Raw genomic sequence first — 23,855 nt, 5'->3', positions numbered from 1 at the left:
TCGGGGGATGCCGGGTCCCCACCGGTTGGCGATTCCGGAGCGCCGGGGTGTCGCCAAGTACGCTCGGTGTCATGACGACGCCACCCTCCGATCACTACGGCGTGCCACAGCCCGGACCGTCCGCTCGGGGACACCGACCGTCGACGGATCGCACACCGATCGGCGGCCCGCCCGGGGGCGGGCCCGGTGTGCCGCCGCCGCGCTACGGGACGCCGGGGAGTGCGCCGTCGGGTCCGTCGCCGAAGCGTCGGGATCCCGGGCAGGACCCGTCCGAGCGACGGCGCTCGCGGCCCTGGCTCGTGTGGGCGCTCACGGGGACGGTCCTCGTCGTGGTGCTCGCACTCGTCGTCGGCGTCCTCGTCTCGTCCGGCGGATCGGATGCACCCGTCGCGGAGGTCGCCCCGACGTCGACGGCCGGTGACCCGTCCATCCCGCCGACGAGCACGCTCGCGACCGCCGATCCGACCGTCCCGTCACCGGGCGCCGTCGTCCCGATCTCGGTGGACGTGTCGTTCCCGGAGGGCATGACCATCGTGCGGCCGGTCGCGGGCGACTGGATGCAGTCGACGCAGGATCGGCAGCCGGAGGCCGTCGTCCTCGAGGACACGAAGAGCGACGCCTATCTCTCGGTCCTCGCGCTCCCGCAACTGCCGAGCACGTACCGGGACGAGGACCTGACGCGCGCGAGCCTCAACGGCGCCGACGCGATGTTCACGGGCGGAAAGCTCTCGGGTGAGCCGATGCCGTTCAACATCTCGGGCAGCGGCTACACGCTCGAGTTCCTCGCGCAGCGTGTCACGTTCGAACACTCGTCGAACCAGCAGGCCCTCGTCATCTCGCGGATCATGCCGAGCGCCGGTATTCGCATCCAGATCATCGTGATCGCCCGCACGTCCGATCTAAACGACCCCGAGTCGCGCATCATGCAGAAACTCCGCGAGGTGAGTTTCTCCGTGCCGTGATCCCGCTGCGGGGCGGTCGCGCATGACCGCACCCGAACGCGAACGGCCCCCGGGAGACCGAGGGCCGTTCGCGTACGGGTGCGATCAGGCGAACAGGCGCTGCAGGCGCTGCACGCCCTCGACGAGTTCGTCGTCACCGAGCGCGTAGCTCATGCGCACGTAGCCGGACGGGCCGAACGCTTCACCGGGGACGACGGCGACCTCGGCCGCGTCGAGGACGTAATCCGCGAGTTCGAGCGAGGTCTCGATCCGGCGACCGCCGAACTCGCGGCCGAGGAGTGCGCGGACGTCGGCGTACACGTAGAAGGCACCCTCGGGTGTCGGCACCTCGAAACCGGGTACCGCCGAGAGCTGTTCGACGATGAGGCCGCGGCGGCGCTCGAACGCCTGCCGCATCTCCTCGACGGGCTCCGTCGGGCCCGTGAGCGCTGCGAGGGCCGCCCGCTGCGCGATGTTGTTGACGTTGCCGGTCAGGTGCGTCTGGAGGTTCGTGGCGGCCTTGATCGCGCGCTCGGGGCCGACCATCCAGCCGACGCGCCAGCCCGTCATGGCGAAGGACTTCGCGACGCCGTTGACGAGAATGGTCTGGTCGTGGAGGGTCGGGACCGCTTCGACGATCGAGGTCGCCTTGACGCCGTCGTAGGTGAGGTTCTGGTAGATCTCGTCCGAGATCACCCAGAGCCCGTGCGCCTCGGCCCACTCACCGATCGCGCGCGTTTCCTCGGGGGTGTACACGGCACCGGTCGGGTTCGAGGGGGAGCAGAACAGGAGCGCGCGCGAGCGAGGCGTGCGGGCGGCCTCGAGCTGGTCGACGGTCACCTTGTAGCCCTGGTCGGCTCCCGCGAAGACCGGGACGGTGACGCCGCCGGCGAGCTTGACGACCTCGGGGTAGGTGGTCCAGGCGGGCGTCGGGAGGATGAGCTCGTCGCCGTCACCGATGACCGTGAGGATCGACTGGTAGACGGCCTGCTTGCCGCCGTTCGTCACGAGGATGCGCGCGGCGGGCACGTCGAGGCCCGAGTCGCGCGCGGTCTTGCTCGTGATCGCATCGCGCAGCTCGGCGAGGCCCGCCGCGGGCGTGTAGCGGTGGTTCTTCGGGTCCGCGGCGGCGGCAATCGCGGCGTCCACGACGTGCTGGGGCGTCGGGAAGTCGGGCTCGCCCGCGGCGTAGCTGATGACGGGCCGGCCTTCGGCCTTGAGCGCCTTGGCCTTGGCATCGACCTTGAGCGTCGCGGATTCGGCGATGGCGGAGATGCGCGGTGACAGGGGAGAGGAGAAGGAACCCATGCCCCGAGCATAGTTTCCGCGGCCTCGCGGCATGGTGTCGTTCCGGCGCGTCGATACCGGCGCCCGGCGGTCGCGCGACCGTGGACGGCGCCCGGCTGGACTTCACCGCGATCGATCCCGTACACTGGTCCAGTTGCCGAATGCGCAATGTTGAAGCGCGCCCGTAATCCCCGGATCGCGAGCCGCGGCGACGAGCGTGTGTGAGTGCGTGCACTCAGGTTTCGTGCACAGGGCGGTGGCTCAATTGGTAGAGCAGCGGTCTCCAAAACCGCAGGTTGCAGGTTCGAGTCCTGTCCGCCCTGCGAATCGGTGTTGCGCCGCAGCGCCGCGTGGGTCAGGTGCCCGACCGGTCGAAACACGGCGTGCACACCGGTCACGCCAAGCTGCCGAAGGGAACCCGCGTGTCGCCATCCAGGTCCGAAGCGTCGAGCGAGAAGAAGGCTGTCGCCTCCACGAAGCGGGACGCGGCAGACAAGGCTCCCGCGAAGAGTGGGCCGTTCCGCGCGATCGGCCGATTCTTCAAGGAGGTCGGTTCCGAACTCCGCAAGGTGGTCACGCCGACGCGGCGCGAGCTGTTCAGCTTCACGGGCGTCGTCCTCGTGTTCGTCGTGTTCATGATGGTGCTCGTCACCGCGCTCGACCTGCTGTTCGGCTGGGGCGCCTCGTGGGTGTTCGGAACGGGTACCGAGGTGACCTGGCCCGACTTCGGCAGCATCTTCGGCGGAACCCCGGCGCCGACCCCGGCGGAGACGCCCGCCCCGTGACGCCGGGGGCCACCACCGTCCCCAGCGCAATCGAGAAGTGAGAAGAGGAATCGTGTCCGACCCGAACGTGAACGACCCGAACGGGCTGTTCGAGACCGCCCTCGAGCAGGACTCCGAGGTCGCCGAGGCCCAGGAGGGCGGCGTCGACGTTGACGAGACCGACCTCGAGCTGGAGCGAGTGCTCGACGACTCGCAGATCGTCGACGGCGAGGACGAGCCCGACGAGGAGTCGGACGAGGACCGCACCGAGGCCGACGACCCGGAGGTCGCCGACCCCGAGGCCGACGCGATCGTGACGGACGTCCTCGACGTCGACACGAGCGAGGAGGCGGCCGCATCGGCCGCCGCGACCGCCGACGAGGAGGCCGAGGCCGAGGCGGACGACCCCGAGGCCGACCCGTACGAGGCGTTCAAGCGCGAGCTGCGCCTCAAGCCCGGCAAGTGGTACGTCATCCACACCTACGCCGGCTTCGAGCGGCGCGTGAAGCAGAACCTGCACCAGCGCACCGAGTCCATGAACATGAGCGACTTCATCTACCAGGTGGAGGTGCCCATGGAGGACTTCGTCGAGATCAAGAACGGGCAGCGCAAGATGGTGACGCGCGTGCGCATCCCCGGCTACGTGCTCGTGCGCATGATGCTCAACGAGGACAGCTGGGCCGTCGTGCGCCACACGCCGGGGGTCACGGGCTTCGTCGGCAACGCCCACAACCCCACGCCCCTCCGGTTCAACGAGGCGTTCGAGATGCTGAAGAGCCTCGTCGACGTCGCGCAGGCACCCGCAGCCAAGGCCGCCGGCGGTGCCGAGACGGGTGGCGCGAAGCGCGCTCCGATCGCCGAGGTCGACTTCGAGGTCGGCGAGACGATCACGATCAAGGAGGGCTCGTTCGCGGGCCTCACGGGCACGATCAACGAGATCAAGCCGGAGAGCGGCAAGCTCACGGTCCTCGTCTCGCTCTTCGAGCGCGAGACGCCGGTCGAACTCTCGTTCGACCAGGTCACCAAGCTGTAGCGCACGGGGGAGTATCCCCGACGCCGACGAAACCACCGGGGTCCGGAACGGCCGGGCAACCGGGAGAGCCTGCGGGTGCGCCCGCGGTTCGAACACAGAGAAGGAAGACACATGGCTCCCAAGAAGAAGGTCTCGGGCCTCATCAAGCTCCAGATCCAGGCCGGTGCCGCCAACCCGGCGCCGCCGATCGGCCCCGCGCTCGGTCAGCACGGCGTGAACATCATGGAGTTCTGCAAGGCGTACAACGCCGCGACGGAGTCGCAGCGCGGCAACGTCATCCCCGTCGAGATCACCGTCTACGAGGACCGTTCGTTCACGTTCGTCCTCAAGACGCCCCCGGCCGCCGAGCTCATCAAGAAGGCGGCGGGCGTGAAGAAGGGGTCCTCGACGCCCCACACCGACAAGGTCGGCAAGCTCACGCAGGCGCAGGTGCGCGAGATCGCCGAGCAGAAGAAGTCGGACCTCAACGCGAACGACGTCGAGCAGGCCGCGAAGATCATCGCCGGCACCGCCCGTTCGATGGGCATCACGGTCGAGGGCTAGTCCCCGGTCCGCACACCACACACCTGCATTCGCGGGAGAGCCGGCCAGGCTCGTAACCGCACTCTCTCGAAGGAGAATCAACATGGCGAAGTCCAAGGCATACCGCGCCGCGGCCGAGAAGATCGAGGAGGGCAAGGCCTACTCGATCGACGAGGCCGTCGCGCTGGCTCGGGAGACCGGGTCGTCGAAGTTCAACAGCACCGTCGAGGTCGCACTGCGCCTCGGCGTCGACCCCCGCAAGGCCGATCAGATGGTCCGCGGCACGGTCAACCTCCCGCACGGCACGGGCAAGACCGCTCGCGTCATCGTCTTCGCGACGGGCGCGAACGCCGAGGCCGCGATCGCGGCCGGCGCCGACGAGGTCGGCAGCGACGAGCTCATCGCGCGCGTCGCCGACGGTTGGACCGCGTTCGACTCGGCCGTCGCGACGCCCGACATGATGGGCAAGGTCGGTCGACTCGGAAAGGTCCTCGGTCCCCGTGGCCTCATGCCGAACCCGAAGACCGGTACCGTCACGACGGACCCGGCGAAGGCCGTGACCGACATCAAGGGCGGCAAGATCGAGTTCCGCGTCGACAAGCACGCGAACGTGCACTTCATCGTCGGCAAGGCCGGCTTCACGCAGGATCAGCTGCAGGACAACCTGCGCGCCGCGCTCGACGAGGTCCTCCGTCTCAAGCCGTCGTCGTCGAAGGGCCGCTACGTGCAGAAGGCCGTCGTCTCGACGACCTTCGGCCCGGGCATCCCGCTCGACGTGAGCGTCCTGTAGCGCACACGGACCACACGAAGGCCCCGCTCGTTCGAGCGGGGCCTTCGTCGTGCGGTGCCCGCGCACAGTAGGATCCGGATGCCGACGACTTCCCGCCCCCAGGAGGACCCCGTGACCGAGCCCGACGAGCCGATCGACGACGCCCAGCCTCCGGAGACGGGAATCGTGGCGGCCGACGCGACGGGTGTCGGCTCCGGAACGCCCGAGGGCGCCGACACGGTCCGGCTCGTGAAGACCGATCCGGCCGCCGCGTCCGGCGGTGTCCGCCTCGAGAAGTCGGGCACGGACGCGCGGGTGTCGGGGCCCGTCGCGGGGCCCACGTCGGGCTGGGCTCCCGGGGCGGCCGGCACGCAGCCGTCGTCGGTCGACGACGCCTTCGCGGCTCCCGGCTGGTCCGATCACGGTGCCCCCGTTCCGCCGCCGGTGGGGCCGGGTGCCACCGCCTACGGGGCTGCGCCGTCCTACGTCACCGGTCCGGTGCCGCCACGCGGACGTGGCGCGACCGGTCTCGGCTCGGCGGCGGCCGGCACCGTCCCGCTCCAGCCCGGGCCCATGCACTATCCGGCCGTCCAGGGCGGCGTCCCGCCACGGCGGAGTCCCGTGCTCGTCGTCGTGGCCGTCGTCATCGCGTGTCTCCTGCTCGCCGCGGTCGGTGGGATCTGGTGGCTCGCGACGGGTGGACCCGGCGACGATCCCGCGAGTGTCGCCGAGTCGTCGGACGTCGGCACCGACGCGAACGCCGACCCCGGCGCGACGGGCGTCGCGTCGTCGTCGCCGACGGCCTCGCCGACGCCGACGCGCGTCGTCCAGCCGAGCGCCGAGACCGTCTGGGCGAACCTGCTCGAGGCGCAGGCGCCGCGGTTGTGCGGGATGGCGCCGGGGCGGTTCTCGGACGGTGTGGCTGGCGGGAGCGGCGGACAGGCGTGGCTCGCCTGGCGGCTCCCGGGTGGCGACGGACTCTCGGTGCAGCAGTCGACCGCGTTCGTGGACGTCACGGGTGACGGTATCGACGACGTCGCGGTCGTCGAGCAGTGCAACACCGGCGGTGACGCGTGGTTCGACTACATCGTGTTCTACGAGGTGCAGCAGGACGGTGCGGTGCGGCTGCTCGACGGGATCGGGCTCGTGTCGGTGACGTCCACGGCGAGGGCGTACTTCGACGGCTTCGTCGCGGCGAGCGACGGTGTCGTCGTGCTCGTGAACGCGGGGAACGGCAGTATCGACGACCTCTCACCGTGGCGGGCCGAACTCGGCTGGACGGGCTCCACCGTGCAGGTCAGGTACGCGTCGCCGGTGTGAACGCGTCCGCGTCGGGGGTCACCCCGGCGTGATCGATGACGGCGGGGCCGTCCGGGGCGACCGGACGGCCCCGTCGGTTCGTTGTTGACAATCGACGGGTTACATGGTTCATTAGTCAGGTAATGAACCACTGAGGTCGATCGACCGTGACGAGCATCCTGCCCGGCGGTCGACGACCCGAGAGTCACGACGGGGGAGCGATGCTCGACGAGACGAAACCGCTGTTCGTGCAGATCGCCGAGCAGATCGAGAACGGGGTGCTCGACGGCACCTACCCGGAGGGCGACGGCGTGCCCTCGACGAACGAACTCGCACAGTTCCTGCGCGTCAATCCGGCGACGGCGGGCAAGGGGCTCAACCTCCTCGTCGACCGCGGGGTCCTCCACAAGCGACGGGGGATCGGCATGTTCGTGAGCGACGGCGCGCGCGAACGGCTCGTCGTGGACCGCACCGAGACGTTCGCGAGCGAATTCGTCGCCCCCATGCTGCGCGAGGCCCAGAAGCTCGGCATCGATCGCGCCGCGCTCACCGCACTCATCGAAAGGGAGTCGAAATGACCACCGTCATCGAGGCCGTCGGCCTCACGAAGCACTACCGCGGCGGTGTCCACGCGCTCGACGGCGTCGACCTGCGCCTCGACGCGAACCGCATCCACGGACTGCTCGGCCGCAACGGCGCGGGCAAGACCACGCTCATGCAGGTGCTCACGGGTCAGCTGGTTCGGACGGGCGGCGACGCCCGTGTCTTCGGCGCCGACCCGTTCGAGGACGCCGCGGTCCTCTCGCGCACCTGCTTCATCCAGGAGAGCCGGAAGTACCCCGACGGCTACCGGGCGAAGGACGTCCTCGCCGTCGCGCGCGAACTGCACGCGAGCTGGGACGCGGCGTTCGAGGAGCGCCTCGTCGACGACTTCCGACTGCCCCTCGACCGCAACATCCGCAAGCTCTCGCGCGGTCAGCTCAGTGCGATCGGCATCATCGTCGGATTGGCCTCCAGGGCGGAGCTGACCTTCTTCGACGAGCCGTACCTGGGCCTCGACGCCGTCGCCCGGCAGCGCTTCTACGACCACCTGTTGGCCGACTTCGGTGAGCACCCGCGCACGGTGCTGCTCTCGACGCACCTGATCGACGAGGTCGCCGCCCTCCTCGAACACGTCGTCGTCATCGACGAGGGGCGAGTCATCGTCGACGCCGACGCCGACGAGCTCGGACAGCGCGCCTTCGAGGTGTCGGGGCGCTCCGACGCCGTCGAAGCGTTCGCGGTCGGCCGCGAGCTGCTCCACACGCAGCGACTCGGGAGTCTCGCGAGCGCGACCCTCCTCGGTCCGCTCGATCCCGCCTCGCGGGCCGAGGCGGAGTCCGCCGGCCTCGAGCTGGGGCGCGTCTCGCTCCAATCGCTCATCGTCCACCTCACAACCGACCTCGAGTCCGCTCGCGAGGCCACCACGAAGGGAGCCCGGCGATGAGAATCCGCGCCGTCGTCCGCCTGCACACGCGCAATCCGTTCGGCACGTATCTGTTCCCGTTCGCGATCGGCGGGATCGCGTTCGCCGTCATCCTCATCGTCGGCCTCATCGCCGCGATCAGTACGAACGATGCCGAGGACCTCGCCGCCATGAACGAGGGAATGCGTTGGAACGGCGCCGTGTGGGCGATCCTGGGCCCCCTCATCGGTGTCGGCGTGGGCGCCATGACGCAGTACTTCCCGCTCTCGCTCGGCCTGGGCCTCACGCGACGCGAGTTCCTCGTCGGGACGAGCGTCGTCTTCCTCGCGACGGCCGCCCTGTACGCGATCGTGATCACGCTGCTCAACTGGCTCGAGGTCGCGACGAACGGCTACGGGCTGCACGTGCGGATGTTCGACGTCGTGTGGGTGGGGATGGACTCGCCGTGGCGGACGCTCGTCCAGACGTTCCTGCTCCTCTGTGCGTTCCTCTTCCTCGGCGCGGCCTCGGCGACCGTCGTGAAGCGTTTCGGGCAGCTCGTGCTGTGGCTCGTGATCGGCGTCGGGGTGCTCGCCGTCGTCATCGGGAGCAGCGCCGTGACGTTGGCCGGGAGCTGGCCCGAGGTCGCCGCGTGGGTCGTCGACGCCCAGTGGGGCCTCTGGATGTCGCTGCTCGCGCTGCTCGCACTCGTGGGTGCGGCGGCCTGGGTGCTGCTCGTCCGGCGCGCCCCCGTGCGCTGAGGGTCGCAACGGCGTGGGCCCACCCGTCATCGGGTGGGCCCACGCCGTTCGTCACGCGTCGAGGTCGAGGACGACCTTGCCGCGGACGTGGCCGTCCGCGACGAGCACCTGTGCCTCGGCCGTGGCGGCGAGCGGGAACACGCGATCGACGTGCACGCGCAGATCGCCCTGATCGATGAGGATCGCGATCGTCTCGAGCGCTCGTCCGTCGGGGGAGAGCTTGAGCGTCGATCCCACGAGATCGCGGTCCTGCGCGGCGATCGCCGCGTGCATGCCGGGGAAGGCGCCCGTCGGGACGCAGATGTAGGTACCGCCGTCGCGCAGCACGCGTGGATCGAGCGAGCGCGTCCCGGTCTCGGCCTGCACGTCGCCGATGAGATCGAGCACGAGATCGACGGGTGCGTCGATCGCTTCCTCGAAGCGGTCGGCGGTGTAGTCGATCACCTGGTCCGCGCCGAGTTCGCGCACCCAGTCGTGGTTGCGGGCCGATGCGGTCGCGACGACGTGGGCGCCGTAGTGGTGTGCGAGCTGGACGGCGAAGTGACCGACGCCTCCCGCCCCGGCGTGGACGAGAACGCGCTGACCCGTGTGGACGCGTCCCGCCTCGACGATGCCGGCCCACGCCGTGAGTGCGGCGAGCGGCACGGCACCAGCCTCGAGATGCGTGAGCGACGCGGGCTTGCGCGCGAGGCTCATGAACGGGCAGGACACGTACTCGGCGTCCGCTCCGAGGTAGCGGGGGACGAGCAGCATCCCGAAGACCTCGTCGCCCGGTTGGAAGGGGGCGAGTTCGTACGAGGCCCGCACGACGGTTCCCGAGAACTCGCCGCCGAGCACCCAGGGGTACGCCGGCAGCGCGGCGCCGCGACCCTCCCGCGTCTTCCAGTCGATCGGATTGACCCCCGCGGCGTGCACGCGCACGAGCGTGTCGGAGTTGATCTGCGCAGGAAGCGCGAGGTCCTGCAACTCGATCACCTCGGGACCGCCTGCGGAGGTCACGACGGCGGCACGCATGGTCTCGGGCAGGGGAGGGAGCGTCGACGGATCGGTCATGACCCCATTGTTCCGCGCCACGCTGTTCCGCGCCGGAGTGCACGGTCGGCCGAGGGTGCGACGAAACGGCTTCGGCCCCGCACGTTGCCGTGCGGGGCCGAAGTGGTTCTAGCGAATCGCTAGGAGATGACGGTGATGTTCTCCGCCTGCAGGCCCTTGGGGCCCTGGGCGATGTCGAACTCGACGCGCTGGTTCTCCTCGAGCGAGCGGTAGCCGTTGCCGGCGATCGCGCGGAAGTGCGCGAACACGTCGTCCGAGCCGTCCTCGGGGGCGATGAAGCCGTATCCCTTTTCGGCGTTGAACCACTTCACGATTCCGGTGGTCATGGGTCTCCCTCAGTCAAGCTCCCGACGTCGTGCGTCGGGGTGAAGATCCGTCCCGGACGGGTGCCCGGCACGGCCCGGCGAAGCTGCCGGGATGCCGGTCGACTGGTTTCGCCGACCGGCGCAGAAGTCGGGGTGCGCTCGACGCCTGGAACGGCGTGGAGCGGCGGTCGTGCGAGACGGAACCGAGGACTCGAACAGAGGTTCCGACACGGCGCCCGAATTGGCGCCGAACGCCGTCCAGCGTATCCCAAGACTCGCGTGCGGGCGAGCGCCGTGTCGCGCCGTGACGTCGCGCGACGCGTCCCGCGTGTCGGTCGGTGGCGGGGCTCGTCGCGAGCGTCGGCGCGCGAGTCACTCGTACATCGACATGAGCTCGAGCACCTGATCGGCGAGCGTGACGAGGCGCCCGATCTCGTGCTCGTCGCGATCGATCCAGACGCAGCGGGGCTCGGCGTCCTTCACGACGAAGTTCTCGTGACGCTCCCACACGAACAGCGTGCGCTCGGCGCCGAGCACGTACTGCTGCCACCACACCTGGCGCAGGTAGTGACGCGGGATGCGCGACCACGGCTTGTTGGTCGTCTTGATCTCGGCGAGCAGCACGTGCCCGTCCTCGTCGCAGTGCAGACCGTCGGGCGTCGCGAGGTGCAGGTTGGACCGCTCCGCGTGGAAGAGAAGCCCGCACGCCTCGATCCCGTGCCGTTCGAGCACCCAGGCCGCGATCTCGGGCTCGCGCTGCCGACCGAACTCCGTGTAGGCGTTGCCACTGAATCCCGAGCCGGCGAGCTTGTCGCGAGCGACCTGCTTGACCGAGTTCGGCGTGGCGAGCCGAGCCGCGTCACTCGCCGTGACGCCGATCGTCCGCGCCCGCAGCCAGGCCGCCCGGTCGTTGGAATCGGCGAGCACGCGACGCAGGTGCGGTGGTGGGGCCACGTCGGTGACGCACGCGGCCGGGTTCCAGACGCTCGGTGCGGCGGGCGCGACGGGACCGGGGTGCGGGCTCGTCTCGGGCCGGGCGAACGCGGTGAGCGCGGCGGGGCGGAACAGCTCGGGGTCGCGACGATCGACGTGCCCGACCGGCGCGACGCCGGCGAGCGCGTCCGACGAGGGAAGGAAGGCGACCACCCGACCATTGTGGCGCAGCCCACGGACGCCGCCCGTCGGACAGGCCGTGGCGCAACGCGTTCCACGCCACCGCGGCGGTGCCGGGTGGCGTGTCGTCAGGGACGGGGCGTCAGGAACTTCGTCGGCTCCGACAGGAGACGCTCGGGGTCCGGGGTCTCGATGACGGCCTCGGGGAGTTCGTCGAACGAGTCGATGATCGTCGTCGGCACCGAGACGGCGAGCGCGCCGTACTCGACCGCCGCGGCGAGGCCGCGCTTGACGAGCAACTGCGGGAGTTGGCCGAAGTCCGCTCGCCCGCCGGTCCGGCCGGCACCCTGGATCGAGTTGCCGACAAAGCCCGCGAGCGTCGCGTCGCCGGCGCCCGTCGTGTTGACGATGCGTGGTGCGACCGCGTAACCGTGCCAGGCGACGTCGCGCGTGATCGCGAGTGCACCGTCGCCGCCGAGCGAGACGAGAGCGACCTCGAGACCGCACTCGTCGATGAGGTGCCTGGCCGCGTCGAGCACCTCGCCGAACGTCGTCAGGTGCCGACCGACCATGGTCGCGAGCTCGTCGGCGTTCGGCTTCACGAGGTTGATGTAGCCGCTGCGGACGAGGACGTCGAGCGAGGTGCCCGACGAGTCGAGCGCGATGCGGGTGCCGAGGCGTCGGGCCTCGCGGAAAAGTCGCGTGAAGTCGAGTGCCTCGCCCGTCTCGGCCACCTTGGGGACCGCGCCCGACACGACGAGCCAGTCGGCACCGAGCGCTTCGATCTCGCGGACAGTCATGTCGATCGTCTCCTGCCAGTCCGCCTCGGGGATCGGAACGGGGTTCTGGTTCACGTTCGTCGTGCGGCCACCGGGCTCGAGGATGGCGGTGTTGACGCGCATGCGTCCCGGGATGCGCAGGATGCGCAGGATGTGGGGGTGCGGCGTGCGGAAGAGGAGGTGCTCGTCGTCGCGTCCGATGGGGAGGACCGCGGAGGTCGGGACGCCGCCGAGGCGGAGCGTGCGCGAGACGTTCAGGCCCTTCCCGCTCAGGAACTCCTGCTGGTCGGTCGCACGGTTCACCTTGCCCTCGTCGAAGGTGTCGACGAAGTAGGTCCGGTCGATGACGGGGGCGGCGGTGAGCGACACGACAGCGGTCATCGCGATCCTTTCGACGTGCGGGCGGTCCGCGGTGGACACCCGCTCCAACGGGAGTCCGACGCTACCGTGGCGGGGTGGCCCGCCGGTAGTCGCCCGTCGAACGTCCGGGGTCCGTCGTCCGGTGTCCGGCCCCGACGGGGCGGCGCGTCGTGGCCGCTTGCATTCGCGGGGCGGGCGGCGTAGCATCGACGCAGCCCTAGACCGCTGGTTCCTGGTGCGCGCGTGCGCGCATCGGGCGAAGGTTCCGAGTGAACGTCCCGCGCAGGTGATCGTAGCTTCGTCGCGTCCTCCTTCCGAGGTCGCGCTCCAACGCTCCGGCCGTCTGCGCCGGAGCGTTTCTCGTTTCCGGGCGAGCGCGAGCTCGGCCGCGGTGCGCCGGGGGCGGATGCCCCTGGCGTGCACACACTGAGATGAGGAGAGCCATGGCGACCAAGGAGGCGACGATCGCCGAGCTCACGGACAAGTTCCGTGACTCGAGCGCCGTTCTGCTGACCGAGTACCGCGGCCTCACGGTCGCGCAGCTCAAGCAGCTGCGCGATTCGATCCGTGAGGACGCCACGTACGCCGTGGTGAAGAATACGCTGACCAAGATCGCGGCGAACAACGCCGGGATCACGGCCTTCGACGACGAACTCGTCGGCCCGAGCGCGATCGCGTTCGTGCACGGCGACGCCGTCGCCGTGGCCAAGGCGCTGCGCAACTTCACCAAGGACAACCCTCTCCTGGTGGTCAAGGGCGGTTTCTTCGATGGGAAGCCGCTCACCCCGGAAGAGGTCAACAAGCTCGCCGACCTCGAGTCCCGCGAAACGCTGCTCGGCAAGCTCGCCGGCGCGTTCAAGGCCTCGCTGTACGGCGCCGCATACATGTTCACCGCCCCGGCGTCGAAGGCCGTTCGCACGGTCGACGCGCTGCGCGAGAAGCAGGAGTCCGCGAACTAGCGTTCGGCGGCTCGGAACCAACACACAAGGAGAATCCCCATGGCAAAGCTCACCGCTGACGAGCTCATCGAGCAGTTCAAGGAGCTCACGCTCATCGAGCTCAGCGAGTTCGTGAAGAAGTTCGAAGAGGTCTTCGAGGTCACCGCCGCCGCGCCCGTCGCGGTCGCCGGGGCCGCCCCCGCCGCGGGTGGCGACGCCCCCGCCGCCGAGGAGGAGAAGGACGAGTTCGACGTCATCCTCGAGTCGGCCGGCGACAAGAAGATCCAGGTCATCAAGGAGGTGCGCACCCTCACCTCGCTCGGTCTCGGCGAGGCGAAGGCGCTCGTCGACGGTGCCCCGAAGCCCGTTCTCGAGGGCGTCAACAAGGAAGCGGCCGAGAAGGCCAAGGAGGCCCTCGAGGCCGCCGGCGCCACGGTGACCCTCAAGTAGGTTCGTCCGGTCCGGGTCGATCCGTCGACTCCTGCCACGCGGGGCGCCACCTCCCTTTCCGGGAGGTGGCGCCCCGTTTCGTGCGTCCGGGGCGCGCGGCGGCGTCCGCAGCTGGTGCGCGAGGGAAAGAAGGGGCGTCTGTTGCCAAAACGAAACACAAGTAAATTGATGTTACTTCTGTGACTCAAGTGAAAATCGTGTTAGCGTGCCTGCATGCTTCCTGATCGTTTCTCCTCAGCCCGCGCCCGAGCGGCCGCGATCGCGGTCGCGTTCAGTGTCGTCGCCGGTGGTGTCGCGATCGCGGCAGCCCCGTCGTTCGCCTCCCCCGCCACCGTCGACGAGGGTGGCGCGTCGGCATCGACCTCGGCGAGCGATGTCACGACCGACACGGAGGTCATCCCCGTCGAGGCGTCGGGGTTCACGCCCGGGAACGTCGTCTACGTCCAGGTCGAGGACCCGTCGGGTGACACGAACTGGTCGTGGAAGACCGAGTCGGTGACGGTCGGTGACGACGGCTCCGTGGCGGCCGATCTCGACGTGGCGGACGCCCTCGTTCCCGGCACCTACTCGATCACCGTCTTCGAATCCGACGACATCAAGGCCTCGTTCAGTCTCGACGTCGCGGACGCGACGCCGGAGCCCACGGAGACGGAGACCGAGACGGCCACGCCGACGGCGACCGAGACCGAGACGGCCACGCCGACCCCGACGGCGACGGAGACCGAGACGGCCACGCCGACCCCGACGGAGACCGAGACGGCCACGCCCGAGCCCACGACGACCGAGACGGGCACCCCGGCACCCGTCGACACGACGCCGCCGAGCGAGCCCGCTCCCTCCGTCGACTTCGGTCCTCCGACCGCGTGGGCCGACTCCACGAACTACTCGGCGGCTGAGGCGGCCGCGAACGGTGTCGGCTACCAGCTCTCGGGCTTCACGCCCGGCGTCGAGGTGGAGCTCGTGCTCACCCTCCCCGACGGCACGGTCGCGGAGTTCTCGTCGCTCGAACCGATCGTTCCCGGTGCCGACGGAACGTACGCGGGTGTCATCACCTACTCCGGCGACTGGCCGACCGGTGCCTACTCGGTGACGGTCCGCACGAAGGACGGTCAGACGATCCCGGTCGAGGTCGCCACGCCGCCCGCCGAGGACCCCGCGCCGACCGAGACCGACGGCGCCACGGGGAGCGACGAGGGGACGAACGGGGAGGCGCCCGCGGAGGACGGCACCGCCGACGACGGTTCCTCGGACGGCTCGAACGAGTCCCGTGAGGTCACCCCGGGGGATCCGGCTCCGATCCAGTCCGCCGAATTCGGCTTCACGATCGACGCGACCCCGGCGGGCTCCGGCTCGAACGGCGGTACCTCGACCGGTGGCGGCAAGACCGACAAGGGCTCGCTCGCCCAGACGGGCGCCGATGATGTTTTCGGCATCGCCGGTCTCGGACTGCTCGTCGCCCTCGCCGGGGCCGGCGTGGTCGTCGGTGCCCGCTTCCTCGGCCGACGCCGCGACGTGTGAGCTGAGCCCGCCGACGACACGCGCCGTCATGTTCACGAGGGGGGTCCCGGTTCCCGGGGCTCCCCTCACCGGGCGTCGCGGGTGCTGAGCCCCGGCCATCCCGGTTCGGGACGGCCCGCCCGGCGCATCACGACAGGAGTCTCATCCTGGAGGATGACGTCGTGCCCACCGATGAGGTGAGCTCGGGTCCGCCCGAGTGATGCGCATGAACGCGCCTTCGGGCGGGGTGGACTTTTTGTCAGCTTTCGTTCAGCATGTTGACTATGACTTCTCAGCACAGCTTCCGTCCCGGCGCCCGCATCGGCGCCCTCGCTCTCGCCTTCGGTGTCGTCTCGGGCGCGTTCGCGCTGACTGCCGCCCCCGCGTTCGCCGACACGACCGTGCCGACCGACCCGGCCGCCTCGACGCCCAGCTCGAGCGACCCGGCTGCCTCGACGCCCAGCTCGAGCGACGACCCGGCCGCCTCGACGCCCACCTCGAGCGACCCGGCCGCCTCCACGCCCACGACGTCGGAGGCTCCGGTCGAGGCGACGATCTCCACCGACAAGGCCAACTACGCGCCGACCGACACGGTGCTCTACGCCGGCACCGGCTGGCTCCCCGGCGAGAAGGTTACGATCCTCGTCGAGGGCCCCCTCTCGGGCACCCTCGAGGTGATCCCCGCCGAGGACGGCACGATCGCGGACCAGATCGTCGTCGTCGAGGTCGACCAGGACGGCAACGAGACCGGCGGCAGCGGTGTCTGGCCCGAGGGCAGCTACACCGTGACGGCCACGCAGGAGCAGCCCGACGAGGAGACGCCCGGTGGCGACGAGGGCACGAGCAACGAGCTCGTGAGCGCGACGACGACGTTCACCGTCGGTGACGCCGCCGCGGCGCCGAGCACGCCGGCTCCGAGCCAGACCCCGCGTCAGCTCGCCGAGACCGGTGCGGACGACGTCTTCGGCATCGCGGGCCTCGGCCTGCTCGTCGCCGGTGCGGGTGCTGCGGCGCTCATCGGCCGTCGCCTCATCGCGAAGAAGGCGTAACACCCACGCGTCCGAACGGGGCCGTGCTCGAACGAGCACGGCCCCGTTCCGCGTTCCACCGGTGCGCTCCGGCCGCGTGGGCCGAGGGGTGTTTCATTCTGTTTCTGAAAGTTCGCTGGACAAGCAATGAGTGTTCCGGCACGATGTGCCCATGACCCCCCGCAATGCATTCCGCAGCACCAAGCACATCGGTGCGCTCGCCCTCGCCTTCGGCGTCGTCGCCGGCGGCTTCGCACTCACGGCCGGCCCGGCCTTCGCCGAGACGTCGGAGACCCCTGCCACGTCGACCGCCTCGACCGCCGCCCCCGCGGTCGTCACCGACAAGTCCGACTACGCGCCGTCCGACACCGTCGTCTACGTGGCTACCGGCTGGCTCCCGAACTCGACCGTCGTGGTCCTCGTCGAGGGCCCGCTCGGCGGTACCTTCGAGGCCAAGACGGACGAGAACGGCGCCGCGACCGGCGAGGTCGTCATCGTCGAGACCGACCAGAACGGCAACGAGACCGGCAACGCGGGAACGTGGCCCAACGGCTCGTACACGCTCACCGTGACGCAGGATCAGCCTGACGCCACCGACGAGCCCACGACGGAAACGTCGACGCCCGAGACGACCACGCCCGAAACGACCACCACGGCGTCGTCGACACCGACCGAGGACCCCAACTCCAATGACGGCGGCGACAACGAGCTCGTGAGCGCGTCGGCGACGTTCACCGTCGGTGGCGGAGCCGTCGGCACGACCGGCACCGCCGCGACGCCGCGCCAGCTCGCAGAGACGGGTGCCGACGACGTCTTCGGCATCGCGGGCCTCGGCCTGCTCGTCGCGGGTGCCGGCGCCGCAGCGCTCATCGGCCGCCGCATGGTCGCCCGCAAGGCGTAGTCGACCCCGACACCGAAAGACGGGTCGCGCTCACCGAGCGCGACCCGTCGTCGCGTTCTCCGCATCCGGTGGCGGTGCGACACACGCCGGGTTCCGACGCAGGCGACGGGGCTACGCTGGTGCCGTTGCCGGGGTCATCGCCCCGAGCGAGCAGGAGTGCGGGAGGCCGCGGATGCACGGAGGACGACGGGAGCCGATGGACGGGAGGCTCGATGACGCTCGGTGACTCGGCCAGATCACAACCTCAGACGGAGCCCCAGGCCGTCGACTACCCGCTCACGCGATCGAGCGTGTTCCTCGTGCTCACCGTGCACGACGACGCGTCCTCCGTCGACACGGCCCGCGCCACCGTCGCGGGCATCGGCGACCTCGTGAAGGACGTCGCCCTGCGGGACCTGACCCGCTCGGTGTCGTGCACGGTCGGGATCGGCGCCCGGATCTGGCCGGCACTCGTGCGAGGCCCGGCACCCGCCGAACTGCACCCGTTCCGGGTCGTCGAGGGACAGGTGCACACGGCCGTCTCGACGCCGGGTGATCTGTTCTTCCACATCCGCGCGGACCGGCCCGACTACGTGTTCGAGCTGGAGCGGATCATCCTCGCCGCGCTCGACGGCGCGGTGCACGTCGAGGACGAGACGGTCGGGTTCCGCTACTTCGATGCGCGCGACCTGCTCGGATTCGTCGACGGAACCGCCAACCCCGTCGGCGCGGAACTGCCGGAGGCCACGATCGTCGGTGCCGAGGATCCGGCGTTCGCGGGCGGCAGCTACCTGGTCGTGCAGAAGTACCTGCATCCGCTCGACCAGTGGCAGGCCCTCCCGACCGAGATGCAGGAGGCGATCATCGGGCGCACGAAGCCCGACAACATCGAGCTCGACGACGCCACGGGGGACGCGCAGAAGTCCCACAAGACGCTCACGACGATCGTGGACGCCGACGGCACCGAGCTCGACGTGCTGCGCGACAACATGCCCTTCGGGCGCCCCGGGGCGGGGGAGTTCGGCACCTACTTCATCGCGTATTCGCGGCGCCTGTGGGTCGTCGAGCAGATGCTCGAACGCATGTTCATCGGTGATCCGCCGGGGAAGCACGATCGCATCCTCGACTTCTCGACCGCGGTGACCGGAAGCGTGTTCTTCGTCCCGTCGGCGTCGTTCCTCGATTCGCTCGCGGACGACGACGCCGTGCCGGACACTACCGGAACGGAATCCTCCCCACCCGTCTCGGGCGACGAGCCCGTCGCCACCCCTGCCGCGCCGAGCGACGGTTCGCTCGGCCTCGGCGCACTGCGATCGACCCCCACCGAAAGGAACAGCTGATGGATTCCCTCTACCGCGAACTCGCACCGATCTCGGACGAGGGGTGGGCGCAACTCGATGACGAGGCGAAGACGCGGTTGTCGCGCGCGCTCGGCGCGCGCAAGGTGGTCGACTTCTCCGGTCCGCTCGGTTGGCAGGCGTCGTCGACGAACCTCGGACGCGTCGGTGATCGCATCGACGCACCACAGGACGGCGTGTTCGCCCGCCGTCGTCGCGTGCTCCCGATGGCGGAGCTCCGGGCCGACTTCACGCTCTCGCGCGAGGAGATCGACGACATCGCGCGCGGCGCGGTCGACACCGACCTGTCCGCCCTGGACGAGGCGGCCGCGCGCATCGCGACCGCCGAGAACGCGGCCGTCCTCATGGGCTGGGACGCGGTCGAGTTCCGCGGCGTCGGAACGGGGTCGACGAACGCGACGATCACGCGTGACGACAACAGTCGGCGGCTCGCGCACTACGTGGCCCGCGCCGTGGACGAGCTCGCGCGTGCCGGGATCGACGGCCCGTACGCGCTCGCCGTCGATTCGCCGACCTGGAGCGAGGTGCTGGGCGGCAGCGACGAGGGTGGCTCGCAGATGCTCTCGCATCTCAGGAACATCCTCGGCGGCGACATCGTGTGGGCGCCCGGCGTCCAGGGCGCGGTCGTGCTGAGCCAGCGCGGCGGCGACTTCCTGTTCGAGTCGGGCCGCGACCTGTCACTCGGATACGACTCCCACACGGCCGACACCGTGCACCTGTACCTCATCGAGTCGTTCACGTTCCGTGTCGCGACGCCCGAGGCGGCGGTCGCGATCCGCTGACCGACGACGACGGCTGACGGCTGACGGCCGACGGTTGATGGCTGAGGGTTGATGGCTGTCTGCTGCCGGGCCGACGGGCGCTGGTCGTGGACTGTCGGGCGGCGGTTGAGGGCTGCCGGGCGGCGGCTGCGGGCTGTCCGGCGGCGGGTGCCGGTTGAGGGCTGCGGGCTGCCGGGCGGCGGTTCCCGGTCGACGGCTGCCCACGAAAGTCGTGGCGAGCGATCCGGGGACGGCGCGCCCGGAATCCTGGCTTCCCGCTGCGAAGTAGCGGAGAATTGGTTCATGTCCACCGTTTTCGGGTGGGCGGGCCTCCGGGGCCGCACCGCCGCCGTCGTCGCAGCCGCAGCGATACTGCTCGGCGCCTCCGGCGCGGCCGCGGCACCGGCTTCTGCGGCGTCGCGCGAGCACTCCGCGCAGATCGTGGCGGCGTCCGCCGAATCCGATGCGGCGCCCACCGTGACGCTCGACTCGTCGGTCATCCCCGCGAATGCGGGACTCGTGTTCTCCACCTCGGGGTGGGCGCCCGACGTGCCCGTTTCGGTGCACATCTCGGGGCCGGCCGAACTCGTCGACGAGGTGCTTCCCGACGCCGACGGTGGATTCGTTCGGAGCATCGAGATCGTCGCGCCGGACGCGAGCGGAACGCCCCGGCCCGATGCGCAGTTCCCGGTCGGTGACTACACGCTGACGCTCTCGCAGGAGCGCGCGGGCGGACCGGGCGAGACGGCCCCGTCCGACGACCCGTCGCCGGCCCCGAGCCACCCGGTCGAGGAGAGCGCGTCACCGAGCACGTCGCCGACCTCGAGCGACGACGAGTCGCGTTCGATCGGTGAGTCGCGCGAGGTCGTCAGTGTCCAGGTGAACTTCACCGTCGAGCCCGTGCCCGGCGCGACGACGTCGGCGTCGCCGAAGCCGAGTTCCGAACTCGCGGCGACGGGTGCGGGGGAGTTCGCGATCGTCGCGGGAGTCGCGGCGCTCGTGTTCGTCCTGGGGGCGGTCGTCGTGCTCATCGCACGCAGTCGCTTTGGTCACCGCTGAGCCACTCGAACGAGGGGCCTCGGTGGGCCTCGTGTGGCGAGCACGGTGCGACACGAGGGCGCGTCCCGAACGTGTCCGCGGACGGCGTCCCGACGAGTTCCGCGGCCGCTGGGGCGGTCGGTCCCACGATGGGGTGTCGCACGCCGCGCGGGCCGAGGCCGGTCGCGGTCACGGCCGGGCGGTCGGTACCCGTCGTTCGACGAGCCGATCGGGTCGGCGGTCGGTGCGTTGGGCGACGGACAGCCTGTGGGGCGGCGGTCGGTTCGTCGCGTCGCCGGGCTGTGTGTCGGGGCGGCGGTCGGTGCGTTGAGCGACGGTCAGCGCGTGGGGGCGGCGGTCAGTGCGTCTCGTCGTCGGTCGGTGTGTCGGTCGGTGGGGCGGGCGACGGTCAGCGCGTGGGGCGGCGGTCGGTGCGTCGGGGGAGCGGTCGGTGCGCTGGGGAGACGTTCAGTTCGTCGGGGTCGCGGTGGCGCTCGACCCGTCCGCCTCGTTCGCTGGGGCCCCGGCGTGCGGCAGGGTGAGCGCGGACGGCGGGATGTCGCGGGCCGCGCGTCGCCGCCGGACGACCGTGGTGATGGTGAGCGCGACACCGGGGGCGAGCAGGATCGCGCCGATCGCGGTGACCGTGCGGCCGGTCGCCCACACCGGGTTCGCGAACTCGTAGAACGCGTCGACCGAGCCGCCGCCGCCGAGGAGGAACAGGCCCCAGGGGGTTGCGAGAACGAACAGGCCGCAGGCAAGGGTCAGAGCGCCGGGCATCAGCGCGAGGAGCCACCACGCGCGCGTCCACCAGGGGCGTCGGGGGACGAGTGGCAGCGAGTGGGTGAGTGTGGGGGAATGCATGGCGCCTATCGACTCGGGTCAAGGGATCGCGGTCCGGTCCGACGGCGACGCGCGGGTCGGAGGAGCGTCACGAAGACGACGGCCCAGTAGATCGCTGCGATTCCGAGACCGACGAGCAGGATGATCCATCCGAGCTCGAACGTTGCGGGGGCGCCCGCCTGAACGGACTCGACGTAGGGCGTGTTGCCCTCGATGTCGCCGCCGCCCGCGAGGAGGAGCAGGAGGATCGGCGACATCTGCAGCATGAGGCCCCAGACGAGCACCGCGACGCCGGGGAGCAGCGCGAGGGGTGTCAGGAGCACGCCCAGCGTGATGAACACCGCCCTCACCACATCGCGGCCGTCGGATGCTGGCGGCACCAGCGGGACCGGGCGATCCGGGACGGGAGCGGGCGGCATGTGCGGATGGTGCATCGACATCGCCACGAGGCTACGGGACCTCGACGGCGTGTGGCATCGCGCACCGGTCGCACATCGGGACCGACCAGCGAATGACGGGGCCCGGCGACGGAACCGGGTCAGGTGGTTCGTGGGTCGCAGCGTGTGGCATCTCCGGTGTATGGCGGTTCAGGTGTCGCGGTGCGCTGGGGGAGTCGGTGCGAGGGTGCGCGACCGAGTGACCGAGTGACCGAGTGACTGAGCGACTGCGGGTGCGCGGTTGTGTGTGTGCGGTGCACGGGGCTTGGTGCGGTGCGCGATGGCGTGGCGGCGGTGCGCGGGGAGTGAGACCGGCGAGTGGTGGCGAGCCGTTCCGGTTCCGATGGGCCGCTCCGGTCCGGTGGCGTCGCTTCCGGCTTCGGGTCGTGTACCGCGACCGATCGGATCGTCCGTGGGGGACCTCGAGTGAGACGACGAACGAGCACGAGCCCGACGACATCGCCGCCCAGGCCCCGCAGGTCGGGTGCATCAGGCGGACGGCGGTGATGCGCGCCGTCGCGCCGTCGCGCCGTCGCGCGGTTCGCAGTCGAGGGTGTCGACGTTCGGTGGAGGCCCCGACGACATGGTCATTCGCGTTCTCGGGCCCGGTCGGATTGTCCGTGGGTGGTGATGGGGTGCGGGTATGAACGATCACGAGCCCGACGGCACCGCTGCCGCACCGGCCTGTGACGAGGCTGCGCGTCTCGCGGCCGGTGGTGACGCGCGCTGTCGCGGGCTCTCGCGGTCGCCCCTGCCCGGTTCGACGGTGTCACCGTTCTCGATTCCGACCCGGTTCCTGGGCCGGGTCGGATTGTCCGAGGGCGGTGATGGGGTGCGGGTATGAACGATCACGAGCCCGACGGCACTGCCGCACCGGCCCCGGACGCGACCGCGCGTCCGGGGGCCGACGCGGATGCGTGCCGTCGGGCGCCTTCGTGGTCGAGCGTGCTGCCGTTGGGTCTGCTGACGGTTTGATTGAGTCAGGGGTTATGCCGCCAGGGTGACGGCTTCCATCATTATGGTCTCGAACTCGACCGGGGTCAGTTTCCCGAGGCGACGCTGACGGCGCTTGCGGTGGTAGACCCCTTCGATCCATCTCACGATCGCCAGCCGCAGCTCCTGTCGTGTAGTCCAGGGGTGCCGGTCGAGGACGTTCTTCTGCAACAGCGAGAACCAGCTCTCCATGGCGGCATTGTCTCCGCATGCCCCCACGCGTCCCATCGATCCGCGCAGGTTGTGGCGCTTGAGAGCCTTCAGGAATCGGCGGGCCCGAAATTGGCTGCCTCGATCCGAATGCACGATGACACCGGTCGGGCTGCCGCGATGCGCGACGGCCATCTCGAGCGCGTTCACCGCCACGTCTTTGATCGCGCACAGATAGAGCTTGCCCTCGCCGGTCCAGTGCTCGGTGATGTCGGTCAGCCACAGCTGGTTCGGGCGATCGGCGGTGAAGTCGCGTTGCACGAGATCGTCGTGCACGGGCGGTCCCGCCTTCTTGTAACGCCGCTTCCGGGTCGTGATCGCCGAGCGGATCCCCGCGAGGCGACACGGCCGCCACACCCGCCGTTCCGAGACCAGGTAGCCGAGATCGGCGAGGTCATCGGCGAGCACCCGATACCCACCCTCGGGGTCCTCCTCGTGCAGCTGCCGCAGCACCTCGATGAGGTGCTGCTCCTCTGCTTCCCGGGCCGAGACCGGGTGTTTGAGCCACTGGTAGTACGCCTGCTCGCTGAACCCAAGCACCCTGCACGCCACCGCGGCCGGCACCCTGACGGGGGCGCCGGCCGCGGCCATCTCGCGGACGAGCGGGTAGATCATTTCGGGGGCGTGATATGCACCTGCGACAGATACGCCGCGGCCCGCCGGAGCACCTCGTTCTCCATCTCGAGCTCCCGGATCCGCTTCACTGCCGCAGCCATCTGCCGCAGCTCGTCAGGATCTCTCGACGGGGTCATCCCATGGGACTGAAACTTCGCATCCCGCACCCACGCCTGCAACGCGGACTTCGAGATCCCGAGGTCCTTGCACACCGTCTTCTGCGTGATGCCCGACTCGACAAGCGCGACAGCATCCCGCTTGAACTCGTCCGTGAACTTCACTGGCATGATCGCCATCCTTCCAGCACGACCCCTCCCAGGATCATGCGGTCAAGGACTCAACCAAACCGTCAGCAGACCCTCCGAGGGTGGTGATGG

Annotated in this window: 25 protein-coding genes and 1 tRNA gene; 18 read left to right on the top strand and 8 right to left on the bottom strand. The window is 70.3% G+C overall.

What is annotated here, in order from left to right:
- Positions 1-71 precede the first annotated feature (71 nt).
- The gene (locus HNR16_RS13050; RefSeq protein ID WP_158040719.1) at positions 72-962 is read left to right on the top strand and encodes a hypothetical protein; all 891 of its coding nucleotides are present in this window, start codon (positions 72-74) and stop codon (positions 960-962) included.
- Positions 963-1,046: 84 nt separating this feature from the next.
- On the opposite strand, the gene HNR16_RS13045 is transcribed toward HNR16_RS13050, so the two are convergent.
- A complete protein-coding gene (locus tag HNR16_RS13045; RefSeq protein WP_158040720.1) occupies positions 1,047-2,249 on the bottom strand; it encodes a pyridoxal phosphate-dependent aminotransferase in 1,203 nt (400 codons plus the stop codon).
- A gap of 229 nt (positions 2,250-2,478) precedes the next feature.
- On the opposite strand from HNR16_RS13045, the gene HNR16_RS13040 reads away from it, so the two are divergent.
- From HNR16_RS13040 to HNR16_RS13000, 9 genes are all read left to right on the top strand, one after another.
- Positions 2,479-2,551, top strand: a tRNA-Trp gene (locus HNR16_RS13040).
- A 99-nt stretch (positions 2,552-2,650) separates the two neighbouring features.
- The gene (gene secE, locus HNR16_RS13035; RefSeq protein WP_158040721.1) at positions 2,651-3,013 is read left to right on the top strand and encodes a preprotein translocase subunit SecE; all 363 of its coding nucleotides are present in this window, start codon (positions 2,651-2,653) and stop codon (positions 3,011-3,013) included.
- A 52-nt stretch (positions 3,014-3,065) separates the two neighbouring features.
- Positions 3,066-4,025 (top strand): transcription termination/antitermination protein NusG, encoded by a 960-nt coding sequence (gene nusG, locus HNR16_RS13030; RefSeq protein WP_158040722.1) that lies wholly within the window; start codon positions 3,066-3,068, stop codon positions 4,023-4,025.
- 111 nt (positions 4,026-4,136) lie between these two features.
- Positions 4,137-4,568 carry a 50S ribosomal protein L11 gene (gene rplK / locus HNR16_RS13025; protein WP_158040723.1) on the top strand — a complete coding sequence of 144 codons (432 nt, stop codon included), beginning with the start codon at positions 4,137-4,139 and terminating at the stop codon, positions 4,566-4,568.
- Between the two features lie 82 nt (positions 4,569-4,650).
- Positions 4,651-5,337: a 50S ribosomal protein L1 gene (gene rplA, locus HNR16_RS13020; protein ID WP_158040724.1), complete on the top strand. Its 687-nt coding sequence runs from the start codon at positions 4,651-4,653 to the stop codon at positions 5,335-5,337.
- Between the two features lie 111 nt (positions 5,338-5,448).
- Positions 5,449-6,636: a hypothetical protein gene (locus HNR16_RS13015; protein WP_158040725.1), complete on the top strand. Its 1,188-nt coding sequence runs from the start codon at positions 5,449-5,451 to the stop codon at positions 6,634-6,636.
- 200 nt (positions 6,637-6,836) lie between these two features.
- On the top strand, positions 6,837-7,193 hold the full coding sequence (locus tag HNR16_RS13010) for a GntR family transcriptional regulator (protein WP_158040785.1): 357 nt from the start codon (positions 6,837-6,839) through the stop codon (positions 7,191-7,193).
- Entirely contained in the window at positions 7,190-8,101 is a 912-nt protein-coding gene (locus HNR16_RS13005) for an ABC transporter ATP-binding protein (protein WP_158040726.1), read from the top strand. Before HNR16_RS13010 ends, HNR16_RS13005 begins: the two co-directional genes overlap by 4 nt.
- On the top strand, positions 8,098-8,820 hold the full coding sequence (locus HNR16_RS13000) for a hypothetical protein (protein ID WP_158040727.1): 723 nt from the start codon (positions 8,098-8,100) through the stop codon (positions 8,818-8,820). Before HNR16_RS13005 ends, HNR16_RS13000 begins: the two co-directional genes overlap by 4 nt.
- Positions 8,821-8,871: 51 nt before the next feature.
- Here the strand turns inward: HNR16_RS13000 and HNR16_RS12995 are convergent, their stop codons facing one another.
- From HNR16_RS12995 to HNR16_RS12980, 4 genes are all read right to left on the bottom strand, one after another.
- On the bottom strand, positions 8,872-9,873 hold the full coding sequence (locus HNR16_RS12995) for an NADP-dependent oxidoreductase (RefSeq protein WP_225737868.1): 1,002 nt from the start codon (positions 9,871-9,873) through the stop codon (positions 8,872-8,874).
- A gap of 119 nt (positions 9,874-9,992) precedes the next feature.
- Positions 9,993-10,199: a cold-shock protein gene (locus tag HNR16_RS12990; RefSeq protein ID WP_158040728.1), complete on the bottom strand. Its 207-nt coding sequence runs from the start codon at positions 10,197-10,199 to the stop codon at positions 9,993-9,995.
- 351 nt (positions 10,200-10,550) lie between these two features.
- Positions 10,551-11,324: a YqaJ viral recombinase family protein gene (locus tag HNR16_RS12985; protein WP_377700710.1), complete on the bottom strand. Its 774-nt coding sequence runs from the start codon at positions 11,322-11,324 to the stop codon at positions 10,551-10,553.
- 95 nt (positions 11,325-11,419) lie between these two features.
- Positions 11,420-12,451, bottom strand: coding sequence for a 1-phosphofructokinase family hexose kinase (locus HNR16_RS12980; protein WP_179558248.1), 1,032 nt, complete (start codon positions 12,449-12,451; stop codon positions 11,420-11,422).
- 422 nt (positions 12,452-12,873) lie between these two features.
- On the opposite strand from HNR16_RS12980, the gene rplJ reads away from it, so the two are divergent.
- The 8 genes from rplJ to HNR16_RS12940 all read left to right on the top strand — a co-directional run bounded on the left by rplJ (position 12,874) and on the right by HNR16_RS12940 (position 20,401).
- On the top strand, positions 12,874-13,389 hold the full coding sequence (gene rplJ, locus HNR16_RS12975; RefSeq protein WP_158040730.1) for a 50S ribosomal protein L10: 516 nt from the start codon (positions 12,874-12,876) through the stop codon (positions 13,387-13,389).
- 39 nt (positions 13,390-13,428) lie between these two features.
- Positions 13,429-13,818 carry a 50S ribosomal protein L7/L12 gene (rplL, locus tag HNR16_RS12970; RefSeq protein WP_158040731.1) on the top strand — a complete coding sequence of 130 codons (390 nt, stop codon included), beginning with the start codon at positions 13,429-13,431 and terminating at the stop codon, positions 13,816-13,818.
- 213 nt (positions 13,819-14,031) lie between these two features.
- A complete protein-coding gene (locus HNR16_RS12965; RefSeq protein ID WP_179558247.1) occupies positions 14,032-15,336 on the top strand; it encodes a hypothetical protein in 1,305 nt (434 codons plus the stop codon).
- Between the two features lie 263 nt (positions 15,337-15,599).
- Positions 15,600-16,364, top strand: a complete 765-nt coding sequence (locus HNR16_RS12960; protein ID WP_158040735.1) for a hypothetical protein — start codon at positions 15,600-15,602, stop codon at positions 16,362-16,364.
- A 151-nt stretch (positions 16,365-16,515) separates the two neighbouring features.
- The gene (locus tag HNR16_RS12955) at positions 16,516-17,244 is read left to right on the top strand and encodes a hypothetical protein (RefSeq protein ID WP_158040736.1); all 729 of its coding nucleotides are present in this window, start codon (positions 16,516-16,518) and stop codon (positions 17,242-17,244) included.
- A gap of 212 nt (positions 17,245-17,456) precedes the next feature.
- Positions 17,457-18,563 carry a Dyp-type peroxidase gene (locus HNR16_RS12950; protein ID WP_158040737.1) on the top strand — a complete coding sequence of 369 codons (1,107 nt, stop codon included), beginning with the start codon at positions 17,457-17,459 and terminating at the stop codon, positions 18,561-18,563.
- Positions 18,563-19,363 carry a family 1 encapsulin nanocompartment shell protein gene (locus HNR16_RS12945; protein WP_158040738.1) on the top strand — a complete coding sequence of 267 codons (801 nt, stop codon included), beginning with the start codon at positions 18,563-18,565 and terminating at the stop codon, positions 19,361-19,363. Before HNR16_RS12950 ends, HNR16_RS12945 begins: the two co-directional genes overlap by 1 nt.
- Before the next feature lie 282 nt (positions 19,364-19,645).
- Positions 19,646-20,401 carry a hypothetical protein gene (locus HNR16_RS12940; protein WP_158040739.1) on the top strand — a complete coding sequence of 252 codons (756 nt, stop codon included), beginning with the start codon at positions 19,646-19,648 and terminating at the stop codon, positions 20,399-20,401.
- A gap of 447 nt (positions 20,402-20,848) precedes the next feature.
- Here the strand turns inward: HNR16_RS12940 and HNR16_RS12935 are convergent, their stop codons facing one another.
- The 3 genes from HNR16_RS12935 to HNR16_RS12925 form a co-directional block, all read right to left on the bottom strand.
- The gene (locus HNR16_RS12935; RefSeq protein WP_158040740.1) at positions 20,849-21,244 is read right to left on the bottom strand and encodes a hypothetical protein; all 396 of its coding nucleotides are present in this window, start codon (positions 21,242-21,244) and stop codon (positions 20,849-20,851) included.
- 5 nt (positions 21,245-21,249) lie between these two features.
- Positions 21,250-21,564, bottom strand: coding sequence for a hypothetical protein (locus HNR16_RS12930; RefSeq protein WP_158040741.1), 315 nt, complete (start codon positions 21,562-21,564; stop codon positions 21,250-21,252).
- A 1,083-nt stretch (positions 21,565-22,647) separates the two neighbouring features.
- A protein-coding gene (locus tag HNR16_RS12925) for an IS3 family transposase (protein ID WP_158040742.1) occupies positions 22,648-23,765 on the bottom strand; the annotation gives its coding sequence in 2 pieces (ribosomal slippage) (positions 22,648-23,489 and positions 23,489-23,765; 1,119 coding nt in all).
- Positions 23,766-23,855 lie beyond the last annotated feature (90 nt).

This window comes from Pseudoclavibacter chungangensis, assembly GCF_013410545.1.
In the GTDB taxonomy this organism is placed as follows: Bacteria; Actinomycetota; Actinomycetes; order Actinomycetales; family Microbacteriaceae; genus Pseudoclavibacter; species Pseudoclavibacter chungangensis.
The sequence above is the reverse complement of the archived record's forward strand: the minus strand, read 5'-3'. Positions and strand labels throughout refer to the sequence as shown.